General features: G+C 66.6%; 11 protein-coding genes. 2 read left to right on the forward strand and 9 right to left on the reverse strand.

The window, feature by feature from the left end:
* Positions 1-2 precede the first annotated feature (2 nt).
* The 4 genes from ACG3SL_RS07645 to ACG3SL_RS07660 form a co-directional block, all read right to left on the reverse strand.
* Positions 3-476 (reverse strand): c-type cytochrome, encoded by a 474-nt coding sequence (locus tag ACG3SL_RS07645; protein ID WP_448664543.1) that lies wholly within the window; start codon positions 474-476, stop codon positions 3-5.
* A gap of 93 nt (positions 477-569) precedes the next feature.
* On the reverse strand, positions 570-3,215 hold the full coding sequence (alaS, locus tag ACG3SL_RS07650; protein ID WP_448664544.1) for an alanine--tRNA ligase: 2,646 nt from the start codon (positions 3,213-3,215) through the stop codon (positions 570-572).
* A 61-nt stretch (positions 3,216-3,276) separates the two neighbouring features.
* Positions 3,277-3,900, reverse strand: coding sequence for a site-2 protease family protein (locus ACG3SL_RS07655; protein WP_448664545.1), 624 nt, complete (start codon positions 3,898-3,900; stop codon positions 3,277-3,279).
* A gap of 4 nt (positions 3,901-3,904) precedes the next feature.
* On the reverse strand, positions 3,905-5,161 hold the full coding sequence (locus ACG3SL_RS07660) for a M24 family metallopeptidase (protein WP_448664546.1): 1,257 nt from the start codon (positions 5,159-5,161) through the stop codon (positions 3,905-3,907).
* 92 nt (positions 5,162-5,253) lie between these two features.
* On the opposite strand from ACG3SL_RS07660, the gene ACG3SL_RS07665 reads away from it, so the two are divergent.
* The gene (locus ACG3SL_RS07665; RefSeq protein WP_448664547.1) at positions 5,254-6,579 is read left to right on the forward strand and encodes a dicarboxylate/amino acid:cation symporter; all 1,326 of its coding nucleotides are present in this window, start codon (positions 5,254-5,256) and stop codon (positions 6,577-6,579) included.
* Between the two features lie 94 nt (positions 6,580-6,673).
* On the opposite strand, the gene ACG3SL_RS07670 is transcribed toward ACG3SL_RS07665, so the two are convergent.
* Positions 6,674-7,294: a glutathione S-transferase family protein gene (locus ACG3SL_RS07670; RefSeq protein WP_448664548.1), complete on the reverse strand. Its 621-nt coding sequence runs from the start codon at positions 7,292-7,294 to the stop codon at positions 6,674-6,676.
* A gap of 295 nt (positions 7,295-7,589) precedes the next feature.
* Positions 7,590-8,660 carry a recombinase RecA gene (gene recA, locus ACG3SL_RS07675; protein ID WP_448664549.1) on the reverse strand — a complete coding sequence of 357 codons (1,071 nt, stop codon included), beginning with the start codon at positions 8,658-8,660 and terminating at the stop codon, positions 7,590-7,592.
* Positions 8,661-8,809: 149 nt separating this feature from the next.
* Between recA and ACG3SL_RS07680 the strand changes: the two genes are divergently transcribed.
* Positions 8,810-9,526 (forward strand): MOSC domain-containing protein, encoded by a 717-nt coding sequence (locus ACG3SL_RS07680; protein WP_448664550.1) that lies wholly within the window; start codon positions 8,810-8,812, stop codon positions 9,524-9,526.
* Positions 9,527-9,547: 21 nt separating this feature from the next.
* On the opposite strand, the gene ACG3SL_RS07685 is transcribed toward ACG3SL_RS07680, so the two are convergent.
* The 3 genes from ACG3SL_RS07685 to ACG3SL_RS07695 form a co-directional block, all read right to left on the reverse strand.
* Positions 9,548-9,904: a response regulator gene (locus ACG3SL_RS07685; protein WP_448664551.1), complete on the reverse strand. Its 357-nt coding sequence runs from the start codon at positions 9,902-9,904 to the stop codon at positions 9,548-9,550.
* Positions 9,905-9,943: 39 nt separating this feature from the next.
* Positions 9,944-12,334 carry a response regulator gene (locus tag ACG3SL_RS07690; protein WP_448664552.1) on the reverse strand — a complete coding sequence of 797 codons (2,391 nt, stop codon included), beginning with the start codon at positions 12,332-12,334 and terminating at the stop codon, positions 9,944-9,946.
* Positions 12,335-12,438: 104 nt separating this feature from the next.
* Complete coding sequence (locus ACG3SL_RS07695) at positions 12,439-14,511, reverse strand: M13 family metallopeptidase (protein ID WP_448664553.1); 2,073 nt, start codon at positions 14,509-14,511, stop codon at positions 12,439-12,441.
* Between the last annotated feature and the right edge of the window lie 19 nt (positions 14,512-14,530).

The raw sequence follows: 14,530 nt of genomic DNA on the forward strand, positions 1-14,530 counted from the left end.
GTCTACTTCAACGTATTGAGATAGCTGATGATCTGCTTGCGGACGCCCGCGTCGGGCAATCCGGCAAAGGTCATCCGCGTTCCCGGCACCAGCGCCTGTGGCTTTTGCAGCCACTTGTCGAGCGTGGCGTCATCCCAGTGCAGGCTCGCTGCCTTCAGCGCAGGCGAATAGGCGAAGCCGGCCTTCTGGGCGGCGGCACTGCCCGCGGTGCCCCACAGGTTCGGCCCGATCCCGTTCGCCCCTCCCTTGGTCGCGGTGTGGCACACGGCGCACTGCGCGAAAGCGGCGGGTGCGGCCGACGCGGTTTCCGGCGCCGCCGCCGCATTGACCACATTCTCTGCCGGTGCTGGGACGGCAACCGGCGCCGCTTCCTCGGTGGGCGCGGACGCGGGCTTTTCCTCAGCCTTCTGCCCACCGCCACAGGCGGACAGCGCCAGCGCGACGCCGCCCGCGATCAGAAACCGACCCTCGATCATTGCAATCTCCTCATCGCTCGGCCCGCCGGCTGACGGGCTCGCGCGACAAGTAGCGAGCGGCATCCGGCGCCCCTTTGCGCCGGATCAAGGCGCTCAGCCGGCGAGCGCCGCCCGCACCGCATCGAGCGCAGCCGCGCCCTTGCTGCCATCGGGGCCGCCGCCCTGCGCCATGTCGGGCCGACCACCGCCGCCCTGACCGCCCAGCACTTCCACGGCACGCTTGACCAGTTCGACTGCGCTCTGGCGCGCGACCAGATCGGCGGTGACGCCCACTGCCACCGATGCCCGGCCTTCGTTCACCGCCACCAGCGCGACCACGCCCGATCCGATCCGCGCCTTGGTCTCGTCCACGGCACCGCGCAGCGCCTTCGGATCGAGCCCGTCCAGCACCTGCCCGACGAAATTCAGGCCGGCGATCTGCTCTGGACCCGCCGGGGCCGCAGCGCCGCCGCCGCCGAGGGCCAGCGCCTTCTTGGCCTCCGCCAGCTCGCGTTCCAGGCGGCGGCGATCGTCCACCAGCGCCGCGACGCGGGCCGGGACTTCGTCGGGTGCGCTCTTGAGCACGGCGGCGGCTTCGCGCAGCCGCTCGTCGCGGGCGTTCAGCCACTGGCGCGCGGCTTCGCCGGTCAGCGCCTCGATCCGGCGCACGCCGCTGGACACGGCGCTTTCCGACACGATCTTGAACAGCGCGATGTCACCGGTCGCATTGACATGCGTGCCGCCGCACAACTCGACCGAATAGGAGGCGTCCGCCCCCCTGCCCATCGCGAGCACGCGCACTTCGTCGCCATATTTCTCGCCGAACAGCGCCATCGCGCCGGCGGCGATTGCGTCGTCGGGGGTCATCAGCCGCGTGCTGACACCTTCGTTATGGCGGATCTGCGCGTTCACATCGGCCTCGATCTCGGCAATATCCGCCGCGCTCAGCGCCGTCGGGTGCGAGAAGTCGAACCGCAGGCGATCGGCTGCGACCAGGCTGCCTTTCTGCGTGACATGCCCGCCCAGCCGTTGGCGCAGCGCCGCGTGCAGCAGGTGCGTCGCGCTGTGGTTCGCGCGAATCTGGTCGCGGCGCTCGACATCCACCGAAAGCCGCACGGTATCGCCCACGGCGATTTCGCCGCCTTCGATCCGGGCATGATGCGCGTGCAGCCGCCCCAACGGCTTGGCCGTGTCATCGACGATCGCGCGCAGACCCTTTTCGTTGGTAATCGTGCCGGCATCGCCCATCTGGCCGCCGCTCTCGCCATAAAACGGCGTCTGGTTGGTCAGTACGGTGACGTTGTCGCCCGGGGCGGCGCTGTCCACGCGGGCGCCGTCCTTGATGATCGCGACGACCTGGCCCTCGCCCTCGGTGCCCGAATAGCCGGTGAACTCGGTGCTGCCGAGCTCATCGGCGATGTCGTACCACAGCTCGTCCGACGCCTTGTCGCCCGAACCCTTCCACGCCGCGCGGGCGGCGCGCTTCTGCTCGGCCATCGCCGTGTCGAACCCGGCGCGATCGACCGCGATCGACTGGGCGCGCAGTGCGTCCTCGGTCAGATCATAGGGGAAGCCGAAAGTGTCATAGAGCTTGAACGCGGTGGCGCCGGGCAGCGTGTCGCCCGCCGCCATGCCGGTGGTCGCCTCGTCCAGCAGCCGCAGCCCGTTGGCCAGCGTCTGGCGGAAGCGGGTTTCCTCCTGCAGCAGCGTCGCCTCGATCAGCGGCTGCGCGCGAATCAGCTCAGGGAAAGCTGCGCCCATTTCGGCGACGAGCGACGGCACCAGACGGTGCATCAGCGGGTCCTTCGCGCCCAGCAGGTGCGCGTGCCGCATGGCGCGGCGCATGATCCGGCGTAGCACATAGCCCCGGCCCTCATTCGCCGGCAGCACGCCGTCGGCGACGAGGAAACCCGACGCGCGGAGGTGATCGGCGATCACGCGGTGGCTCGCCTGATTGTCGCCCGTGGTGGCCGATCCGGTCAGCGCGCCCGATTGCTCGATCAGCGCCTTGAACGTGTCGGTGTCGTAATTGTCGGTCACGCCCTGCATCACCGCAGCGATGCGCTCCAGCCCCATGCCGGTGTCGATGCTTGGACGCGGCAGGTCGCCGACAATCTGGTCCGCCGCCTGGACGAACTGCATGAACACCAGGTTCCAGATCTCGACAAAACGGTCGCCATCCTCTTCCGGCGATCCCGGCGGGCCGCCCCAGATATGGTCGCCATGGTCGTAGAAGATTTCCGAACACGGCCCGCACGGACCGTCCGACCCCATGACCCAGAAATTGTCCTTGGTCGGGATGCGGATGATGCGACTTTCCGGCACGCCCGCAATCTTCTTCCACAGATCGAATGCCTGATCGTCGGTGTGATAGACGGTGATCGTCAGCCGATCCGGCGACAGCCCCCATTCGCGGGTCAGCAGGGTCCAGGCATGGGTGATCGCCTGTTCCTTGAAATAATCGCCGAACGAGAAATTGCCGAGCATTTCAAAGAAGGTATGATGCCGCGCCGTATAGCCGACATTGTCCAGGTCGTTATGCTTGCCGCCCGCGCGCACGCACTTCTGCGAGCTTGTCGCGGTGGTGTACGGGCGATGCTCGAGCCCCGTGAACACGTTCTTGAACGGGACCATGCCCGCGTTGGTGAACATCAGCGTGGGATCGTTGTGCGGAACCAGCGGCGCGGACGGGACGCGGGCATGACCCTGACCCTCGAAATAGTCGAGGAACGAGCGGCGAATATCGTTGGTGGACGTCATATCCGCCGACTTACGGGCGACGCGCGTTTTGCTCAAGCGAAACGGTTAGGTCCCGCGATGACTATGCCGCCCTGAAGCGTTGCGGCCACAGTGCGCGCAGGATCGCATGCCCATCGCTGCCGCGAAACGGGACGAGATTGGTGAGCGCCACGCCGGCCGACAGCGCCGCCATCGCCGCCAACAGCGGTTCCAGCGCGCGCCGCCACGCAGTGTCCGCCGCCCAGGCGCGAAGTACCTCGGCGCTCGGCAGCACGCCATCGTGCGATGCCGGGATGCCCGACTCCGGCAGGGCCGCGATCACCACGCCAAGCGCCAATGCCAGCACGACATTCGCCGCCGGCCCCGCCGCCGCGACGATCGCGTGCTTCCGGCGCGCGTTGATCGCATCGATGCGGAAGGCGACATAGCCACCGACCTCACGGTTCTTCATGCGCCTGGCGAGTTCGAGCTTCCCACTCCCCACGCGATAGGCAAAGGGCAGCACGACGATGCTGGTGACATGCCCGCGCACCGCGAGGACCGCCGCCGCGTGGCCGAGTTCATGCACCAGCGTGACGATAAAGCTGAGCACCAGCACGATCAGCACGCGTACGACCGCACCTGAGTCCCCGTGGAAATGGCGCGCGAGCGAACCATGGACCGCAATCATGCAGACCAGGAACAACGCGGTCGCCAGCATTTTCATGCGATCAAGCCATCGGCGCGTCGATGGAGCGCGGCGGCGTGCTGAACCATTGCGGCCCCGCCTCGGTCATGTGGAAGCAGTCTTCCAGGCGGATGCCGAAGCTGCCGGGAATGTACAGGCCCGGCTCGTTCGAGAAGCACATGCCGGGCGCGAGCGGCGTCTTTTCGCCGCGCACCAGGTTCACCGGCTCGTGCCCGTCCATGCCGATGCCATGTCCTGTGCGGTGCGACAGTCCGGGAAGCGCATAGTCCGGGCCATAGCCCAGCGAGGTGTAATAGCCGCGCACGGCGTCATCGACCGCGCCCGCCGGGGTGCCGAGTCGTGCCGCCCCGAGCGCGATCTGCTGGCCGCGTGCTACCTGATCCCAAACCTTGCGCTGCGCCGCGCTGGCCGTGCCGAACACGAAGCTGCGCGACACGTCGGACTGATAGCCGTGCACGGCGCATCCGCAATCCATCAGCACGACTTCGCCCGGCACCACCTTTTGCGGCTTGCCCGATCCGTGTGGATAGGCGGCGGCCTCGCCCAGCAGGATCAGGTTCCACTCGTTGCTGCCTCCCAGCTTGCGCGTGGCGGCGGACATCAGCGCGGCGATCTGCGCCGGCGTCATGCCGGCCTCGATTCGCGGGTAGGTCCAGCGATAGGCGGCGATGGTCACGTCGGTCGCCAGTTGCATCAGCGCGATTTCGGGCGCGGTCTTGATCATCCGGCATCCGCGCACGATCGGGTTGGCGGAGACGATCCGTGCGCCCGGAAGCGCCGACTGGAGCCCGGCCACCGCGAAATACCGCACGGTTTCCTCGATCCCGACCGGGCGCCCGGCGAGCTTGCGATCCTTCAGGAAGCCGGCAACCACGCCCAGCGGGTCCTGGTCCTCCTGCCACACGCGCACCTCCGCCCGAATGCCCAGGCTCTCGCGCACCGAGGGTTCCTCGAAAAACGGCGTGACGATGCACGGATCGCCCTCGACCGGGACGATCGCGACCGTCAGCCGCTCGCTGCGTCCCCAGCGGACGCCTGTGAAATAGACCAGCGACGCGCCCGGTTCGATCAGCACTGCCCCGATCCCGTGCGCCCGCATCAATCCCTGCGCGCGGGCGATCCGGGCGGCGCGTTCCTCGGGCTGGATGGGTTTCGCGCCGGTGGTCAGGTCGCGGAGATCGGCCAGGTCGGGCTCGGCCGCCCGGACGAAACCCGCGCTCGCGAACAAGGGCAGCATCGCAGTGACGGCGAGCATCTGCCGACGGTGCAGGACGGGCATCGGGTTCTCCGGGTTGGGGTGGCAAGCGATAGAATGCTTGACCGCAGCGCGACAATCCCCTCCTTTGCGCCCGCAAGATTCAGGGGAAGTTCGTGGGTAAGCGTTTAACGTGGTTCATTCTGGCGGGGCTTTTGCTCGGCGGCGCGATCGGCTGGGGGCTGAACGTCGCGTATGACGATGGCGGCGCGGGCACCGCGCGGCTGGCCGAGATCGCGTCGTATCTCGACATTCCGACCCAGATGTTCCTGCATCTTATCAAGATGATCATCGCCCCGCTGGTGGTGTCGACGCTGGTCGTGGGCATCGCCCATATGGGCGGCACCGGCGCGATCGGTCGAGTCGGGCTGAAAGCGTTCTTCTGGTTCGTGTGCGCCAGCCTGGTGTCGCTGACGCTGGGGCTCATTCTGGTGAACCTGCTCCAGCCCGGCGTTGGGCTCCAGCTGCCGCTTCCCGATGTGGCGGCCGCCAGCGGTGTCGATCGCTCGGCATTCGATGTCGCGAAGTTCTTCACACACATCATTCCCACCAGCGCGATCGACGCGATGGCGAGCAACGACATCCTCCAGCTGGTGATCTTCTCGCTGTTCTTCGGCGTAGGCATGGCCGCGGTCGGCGAAAAGGCCGCGCCGCTGCTGCGGGGCCTGGAGGCGTTGGTGAGCGTAATGCTGACCGTCACCGGCTATGTGATGCTGTTCGCGCCGGTCGCAGTGTTCTGCGCCGTGGCGCGGACTCTGGCAACCAAGGGCGTGGGCGTGGTTGGCGACCTCGCGTTCTTCATGGGCAGCTTCTATCTCGGGCTCGCCGTGCTGTGGGCGGTGCTGCTGGGCGCATGCTTCGTGGTCATCGGGCCGCGCACCGGCCAGTTGATCCGGTATCTGCGCGATCCGATCCTGCTCGGCTTCTCGACGGCCTCGTCCGAAGCGGCCTATCCCCGCACGCTGGAGGCGCTCGACAAGTTCGGCGTGCCGCCGCGCATTGCCAGCTTCGTGCTGCCGCTCGGCTATTCGTTCAACCTCGACGGTTCGATGATGTACATGACGTTCGCGTCGATCTTCATCGCCCAGGCCTATGGTATCGCGCTTGATTGGGGCACGATGATCACGATGCTGCTGATGCTGATGATCACCAGCAAGGGCATTGCCGGCGTGCCGCGCGCCAGCCTGGTCGTCATCACCGGCACGCTGTCGCATTTCAACATACCCGAGGCGGGCATTCTGCTGATCCTCGCGGTCGATCATTTCCTCGACATGGGCCGCACCGCCACTAATGTGATCGGCAACGCCGTGGCGGCGACCGTCGTGGCGCGGTGGGAAGGCCAGCTCGACCGGCCCGACGCGCCGGAGGAAACCATCATCCTGCCGCCGAACACCAAGCCAGACGATGTCGAGAGCTTCGGCGAGTACGGCGCGCCGCGGTGAAAATCGGGGGCGCCCGCCGATCCGGTCGGCGGCGCCCCTTTAATACCGGGCTAAGCCGCGTGGAATGCGCGCCTAGGCCCGGCGCCACGGCGTATCACGCATAGGCATAGGGCCCGCCGGCAGCCAGCGCCGCCTGATAGGCCGGGCGCGCATGGATCTTTTCGAGCCACGCCGCGATGTGCGGGCGCCCATCGGTGGCCCCGGCGCGGCCGACGGCAGCTTCGAGCGGAAAGCTCATGATGACGTCCGCCGCCGTGAAGGCGTCCCCGGCGAACCAGGGCCGCTGTGCCAGTTCGCCCTCGATATAGTCGAAATGGACATCCGCCATCGGCTGGAACCGCTTGCGGCCCATCTTGCCGAAGATCGGGACGCGTTGCAGGACGAGCAGGACCAGCAGCGGCGGCATCAGCGATCCTTCCGCATAATGGAGGAAGTGCCGGTAGCGCAGAGCATCGGCCCGGTGCGCGGGGGCGCCCAGTCGCCCATCGGCCTTCTCAACGATATACTCGATGATCGCCCCGGTCTCCGCGACCACGATCTCGCCATCCTGCAGCACCGGCGATTTGCCGAGCGGATGGACCTGCTTGAGCGCCGGGGGTGCCAGCATCGTCTGCTTGTCCCGCTCGTAACGCTTGACCGTGTACGGCATGCCCAATTCTTCGAGCAGCCACAAAATCCGCTGCGAGCGGGAGTTCTCAAGGTGATGGACGATCATGCGCGTTCCTTGGCCGAAGGGCGATATTGGCTGATCCTGCGTTTGTCACGCCTGCCTTGCAAGCGCGAGGCGGCGTGCCCCGGTAGCGCCCAAAAGTTCCAGCACGTCCGCCGCCCCCGGCGGAAAAAGTCGATCGGCCAGTCATGCGAACGCGTTCCGTCCGCGGTTCACAGGCTGGCGAACGCGCCCCAAAGGAAAACCCCGGCGCAGGCGCTGCGCCGGGGGTTCCGATGGGAGCCAGGCCCGTGACCGCCGTCGATGCGTGCGTTGCACATCGCGGCGGCCTATGCAGTCATTATAGGTCGTCTTCGGCCGTGGGGCCGCTCATCAGCCCCTCCGCGACCTTGTCCGTACGACTACGGATGGCCGCTTCGAGGCGGCTGCAAAGCTCGACATTCTCGCGAAGGAAGTTCTTCGAGTTTTCGCGGCCCTGGCCGATGCGGACGCTGTCATAGCTGAACCAGGCGCCCGCCTTTTCCACCAGACCGACCTTCACGCCCAGATCCAGGATCTCGCCGATCTTGGAGATGCCTTCGCCATACATGATGTCGAATTCGACCTGCTTGAACGGCGGCGCAACCTTGTTCTTGACCACCTTCACGCGGGTGCTGTTGCCGACGATTTCCTCGCGATCCTTGATCTGCCCGATACGGCGAATGTCGAGCCGAACCGACGCGTAAAATTTGAGCGCGTTGCCGCCGGTCGTCGTTTCGGGATTGCCGTACATGACGCCGATTTTCATCCGCAGCTGGTTAATGAAAATCACCATGCAGCGCGAGCGGCTGATCGACCCGGTCAGCTTGCGCAGCGACTGCGACATCAACCGCGCCTGCAGGCCGACATGGCTGTCGCCCATCTCGCCTTCGATTTCGGCGCGAGGAACCAGCGCCGCGACCGAGTCGACCACCAGCACGTCGATCGCATTCGATCGGACCAGCGTATCGACAATCTCCAGCGCCTGCTCGCCCGTATCGGGCTGCGAAACGATCAATTCGTCGATGTTGACGCCGAGCTTCTTCGCATAAACGGGGTCGAGCGCATGTTCGGCATCGACGAACGCTGCGGTGCCGCCATTCTTCTGCGCTTCCGCAATGACGTGCAGCGCCAGCGTGGTCTTGCCCGAGCTTTCGGGGCCATAGACTTCGATCACGCGCCCGCGCGGCAGGCCGCCGACACCCAGCGCGATGTCGAGCCCGAGCGAACCCGTCGAAATCGATTCGACCTGCATCGCTTCTTTCGAGCCGAGCTTCATCGCGCTGCCCTTGCCGAACGCGCGGTCGATCTGTGCAAGCGCTGCGTCGAGCGCCTTCTGCTTGTCCGTGGATACTGCCATCTTGCTGTCGATTACCTTGAGGGAAGCCGCCATTTTGTAATCCCCGTCGCTAGAAGCTTTGCATCGCGCATTCAACTTGTGAGTGCGATGTATCGCGTTTGTTCCTTTAGAACAAGTGCGGAACACGACATTTTTGCGCTCGCAGGATTGCCGCCCGCCGCCACGGTGCCTAGGCGACGGGAATGACCCGTATCGTCGGCCACGTCGCCGCACTCCAGCGCTTTCCCGTGAAGTCCATGGCGGGCGAACCGCTGACGGTTGCGGAACTCGACTGGCAAGGCATCGAGGGCGACCGCCAATATGCGTTCGTGCGCACGGCCAACGGCTCCCGCTTTCCCTGGCTGACCGGTCGCGATGTGCCGGCGATGCTGCTGCACCGGGCGATGTTCAGCGATCCAGCCCGACCGAAGACCGCAACGGTGCTGGTGGAAACGCCCGACGGGGCGGCGGTGCCGCTGCACGATCCGCTTCTGCGCGCCCGCCTCGAATCGGCGGCGGGAGAGCCGGTCGGGCTCATCCAGGTGGCGCGCGGCGTCTATGATTCGATGCCGGTGTCGATCCAGACCACGGCGGGACATGCGCTGGTCGAGGCTGCCCATGGCGCCCCGCTCGACCCGCGGCGCTTCCGCAGCAACATCCTCATCCAAAGCGAGCTGAGCCCGGCGTTGTGGCAGGGGATGCGGCTGGCGTTCGGCACTGCCGAAGACGGCGCCACCGTGCAGTGCGCCGATCCGATCGCGCGATGCGTGATGACGACGATCGACCCGGACACCGGCGCGAAGGACGTGCGCGTTCTCCGGACGATCGCCCAGCATTTCGGAAATGCCTATGGCCTTTATGCGGGACCCGCCCGACCGGGGCTCATCCGCGTCGGCGATCCGGTCCGGCTGGTGGATTGATCGCCCGCAGCCCCGGAAACCTCAGGCTGTCAGCGCATCCAGCGCCTTCTCGACGCCGTCCATCGTGAACGGCTTCGACAGCACCGGGCGATCGCGGAATTCCGGCGCGATCATATCGCCCGCACCGCCCGTTGCCAGCACGAACGGTATGCCGAGCGCCGCCAGACGTGCCGCGATCGGCCAGCTCTGTTCGCCGGCGCGGAGGTTCACGTCCAGGATCGCCGCGTCGATACCGCCTTCGTCAATCCGCGACAGCGCGGCGGCGACATTGTCCATCGTCCCGGCATGTTCGCGATCGAGCGCATCGAGAAAATCCTCGAGCATCATCGCGATCAAGGGTTCGTCCTCGACGATCAGTATCTTTGCTGGTGCAGGCATGGTCCGGCTGTTGCAGGAAATCCGCGTTTCGCCAAGAACTTATTTCGGAGCTAGAACGTCGCGGGCCGCTTCGGCAAGCTGTTGGACGGAAAAGGGTTTCGGCAGAAACGCGACGTTGGCGAGATCGATCGAGCGCCGCAGCTGTTCCTCGGCATAGCCCGACATGAACAGGATCGGCAGGTCCGGGTAGCGCCCCCGCACCTGTCGCGCCATCGTGGGGCCGTCCATCAGCGGCATGACCACGTCGGAGATCAGCAGGTCCGGTCGCTCGATCTGCTCGAGCAATTCCAGCGCCGCCTCGCCATTCTCGGCCGTCAGCACGGTATAGCCTTGCCGAGTCAGCGCGCGTTCCGCGATCGCGCGCACCATGTCCTCGTCCTCGACGATCAGGATCGTGCCGGTGCCCCACAGGTCCGCCGGCTTCTCCTTGGCGGTCGGCACCTTGGCAACCTGTGCCTCGGCAGCCGCGTGCACCGGGAGGTAGACCGTGAACTCGGCGCCGCCGCCCCGCACGTTATCCGCAAAGATGAACCCGCCCGACTGGCGGATGATGCCATAGACAGTCGAAAGCCCCAGCCCCGTTCCCTTGCCCACTTCCTTGGTGGTGAAGAACGGCTCCCAGATCTTGGTCAGCAATTCGGGCGGAATGCCGGTGCCGGTATCGGACACGCGCAGCGCGGTATAGTCGCCGAGCGGGAGGACGTCGTCGTCCATCTGCCGCACGTCGGACGCCGGCACCGCCATCGTCTCGATCGTCAGCGTGCCGCCGCCATTGGGGTTCGCGGCGAGCATGGCGTCGCGGGCATTGACCGCGAGATTGACCACCACTTGCTCCAGCTGCCCCGGATCGGCGCGCACGGGCCCCAGGTTGCGACCGTGCTTCACTTCGAGCCGCACCGTCTCGCCAAGCAGCCGCTTGAGCAGGTTGGACACTTCCGAAATCACGTCGGGCAATTGCAGAATCTGCGGCCGCAGCGTCTGCTGGCGCGAAAAGGCGAGGAGCTGGCGAGTCAGCGAGGCCGCGCGGTTCGAATTGGCGCGGATCTGCTGGATGTCGTCATAATCGCTGTCGCCGGGCGAGTGCCGCATCAGCATCAGGTCGCAATGTCCGATGATCGCGGTCAGGATGTTGTTGAAATCGTGCGCGACGCCCCCGGCGAGCTGGCCGACCGCCTGCATCTTGGTCGCCTGCGCCACCTGCCGCTTGAGCTTCCCCTCCTCGCCCGAATCGCGAAGGCTGATCAGGACGGCGGCGTCGCCCAGCCCCCGGATGCTGGCGATGGTGATCGCCACCGGCTCGTCCGGCGCATCGGTGAACCGCACCGTCATTTCCGCCGATTGCGCGGCCCCTCCGGCGAAGCGGCGAATGGCGTCGGCCACCGCCGCCTTGTCCTCGCGCACCACCAGGTCGCCGGGATAGAGCGGCGGTGCCGCCGCATTCACCCGCCCCGCACGCATGAAGGTGTCGTTCATGCTGACGAAGCGCCCATCTCGGTCGATCAGCGCCAGTCCCGAGGGCAGCATGGCGATCAGCGAGCGGATTTGCGCCGATGCCCCCAGACCCAGCGCCGGGACCGCCGCCTGAGGCACTTCCTCATCGAGCAGCGCGACGAGCATGGGCGCGTCATCGCCCTCCAGGAACGGGATCTGGAGGACGCGGAGCGGCGTACTGTTCAGCCCCTCGCTCTCGAAACGGACCAGCCCGACCGTGTCGGTAATCAGGAACCGGGCGAAATCGCGCCCCTCCACGGGCGCATCGCCGCTTCCCATTGCGCGCAGGCGGAACACGCGATTGGCCGCGCGGACGCGCCCATCGGGGCCGACGATCACTGCCATGATCCCCGCACCGCCCAGACGATCGCCGGTGCTGCCGCCGATCATCGCCTGCACTTCGGCAGCGAAATCAAGGGCCCGCCCGCCGATGAAACGCCAGACGAGCGAATCCTCGCCGATCCGCACGATCCGCGCGGACACCGTGGCGCCAAAGACGGGGATCGCATCGACCCTGCCCTCGCCGTCGCGCCATGCGGCACGCGCAGCAGTGCCGAGTGCAGCCGCAGCAGCATCGCCGATCGGCAAGCCGGGGGGCGTTGGCCAACCGGCGAACAGCGCTTCGTAGCGATCGTTGGCGCACACCAGGCGCCCGGCGCGGTCGGTGACGGCAAGCGCGTCCTCGGACGCGGCGGCAAGCGTGTGCGCCACGGCCCAGTCGGTCTTCGGCTCGCCCGCATCTCCTTCGCGCAACAGGCGGCGCATCCCGAACAGGATGGCAGCGGCGAGCAGCCCCGCGCCGGCGAACCCGATCGCGACCGCCCGGTCGTTGATCGTCAGCAACGCGATCGCCGCCGCAGCAATGCCCGCGAGCAGCGCCGCGAGCAGGGGAAGCATCGTCTTTTGCGGTTTTGCAGATGTCGGGGCCAACGTCGCCATGGCGTCAGCGATGTTCGGTCGCGCAGGCCGGGTCAAGCGAATCCGCCACCCCCCAGGTCGCGAAGGGGAAGGAGGTCCTTACGCGCCCCCTTCCCCGTCGCCGCTTACCAGATCCGGACCCGCTGCTCGGGCGTCAGGAACAGCTTGCTCGTCGGCGTGGGTGCGAACGCCGAATACCAGGGGTCGAGGTTGCGCACGACCCAGGCGCGCTGTTCCGACGGCGAGTGCGGATCGGTGAGCAGCCGCTGGCGCAGATTGGCCTCGCGATAGTTGCGGCGCCACACCTGTGCCCAGCCGAGGTAGAAGCGCTGGTCGCCCGAAGTGCCGTCGATCACCGGCGCGGCCTGCCCGCCCAGCGACTTCTGGTACGCGTCATAGGCCACCGTCAGCCCGGCGAGATCGGCGGTATTCTCGCCCAGCGTCAGCGCGCCCTTCACATGCATGCCGGGCAGCGGCTCGTACTTGTCATATTGGGCGACGAGCGCGTCGGTGCGCGTCTTGAACGCCGCGACATCGCCCGGAGTCCACCAATCGGCCAGGCGCCCTTCGGCATTGTACTTCGCGCCCTGGTCATCGAAATGGTGGCTCAGCTCGTGGCCGATCACCGCGCCGATGCCGCCATAGTTGACCGCCGGATCGGCATTGGGATCGAAGAACGGCGGTTGCAGGATCGCGGCGGGGAACACGATCTCGACCATGCCGAAATTGGCATAGGCGTTCACCGTCATCGGGGTCATCCCCCATTCCCAGCGGCGGATCGGCTGGCCAAGCCGGCTGATATTGTCCTCATGCAGCCAGTTGTTGGCGCGCAGATTGTTGCCGAACGCATCGCCCGCGACGATCTTGAGCGCGCCGTAATCCTGCCAGCGATCGGGATAGCCGATCTTCGGGACGAACGCTGCCAGCTTGGCATGCGCCTTCACCTTGGTCTCGGGGCTCATCCAGTCAAGCTTGTCGATCCGTGCGCCCATTGCGGCGATCACGTTCTTGACCAGCGTATCGGCCGCAGCCTTGGTCTCGGGCGGGAAGTATTTGGCGACATAGAGCTTGCTGACATCGTCGCCCAGCGCACCCGTGGTGAAATCGACCGCGCGCTTCCAGCGCTCTTCCTGCTCGGGCGTGCCCGACAGCACGGTGCCGGAGAAGGCGAACGCCTCCTTGTCGAACGCGCTCGGCAGCACGTCGGCGAAACCGTCCAGGCTGCGCACCAGCAACTGGTCCTGGATCACCCCCAAAGGCGCCTTTTGCAGCAGGCGCGCGATGCCCGTGACCGCGCTCGGCTGGGCGACGATCACGTCCGGCGTGACTGCGCCCATGCCGGCGAAATAGGCCTTGAAGTCGAAGCCCGGCGCCTTCTTCGCCAGATCGGCGACTGTCATCTTGTTATACGTCTTGTTGGCGTCGCGGCTGTCGATCCGCGTCCACTGGACCTTGGCGATTTCGGTCTCGAACGCCAGGATCGCCTTGGCGCGGGTTGCCGCGCTGGGCTCGCCGGCCAGCGTGAGCACATTGGTCAGGTGCTTCAGATACGCGGCCTTGGTCTCGGCCAGCTTGGCGTCGCTCGACAGGTAATAATCGCGGTCGGGCATCCCCAGCCCCGACTGGCCGAGGCTGAGCGCATAGACCTCGGGGTTCTTGTCGTCCTGGCCGACATAGGTGCCGAACACACCGCGCACGCCGTTGCGGCTCGCCTGCGCGAACAGGGCGGGCAGGCCTGCCTTGGTCTTGGTCGCCTTGATCTGGTCGAGCCAGGGCTGGATCGGTGCCAGCCCCTTGGCATCGATCGCGGCCTGATCGAGATAGGTCGCATAGGCGACGCCGATCTTTGAATTCGGATCGCCCTTCACGGCGTCCAGGATACCCTGGGTGCGCTGGCGCGACAGGTCGTCCAGCTTGGTGAACATGCCATAGTTCGACTTGTCCGCCGGAATCAGCGTCTCGCGCGCCCAGGTGCCATTGGCATGGCCATAGAAATCGTCGCCCGGCGCGATCGCCTTGTCCATCCCGCGCTCGTCGAAGCCATAGCTGCCGATCTCGGGCTTGGGTGCCGGCGCCGGCTCGGGGGGAAGCGGGGTCGCCTCGGTCACGGCGACAGGCTCGCCGGCGTTGCTCGTCGCGCAGCCGCTCAACAGAACCGGGGCAGCGAGGAAGGTGGTGGCGAGATAGCGAAGACGCATGGATACGACCCTTCAGGAA

The sequence above is a fragment of the Sphingomonas degradans genome, assembly GCF_053502645.1.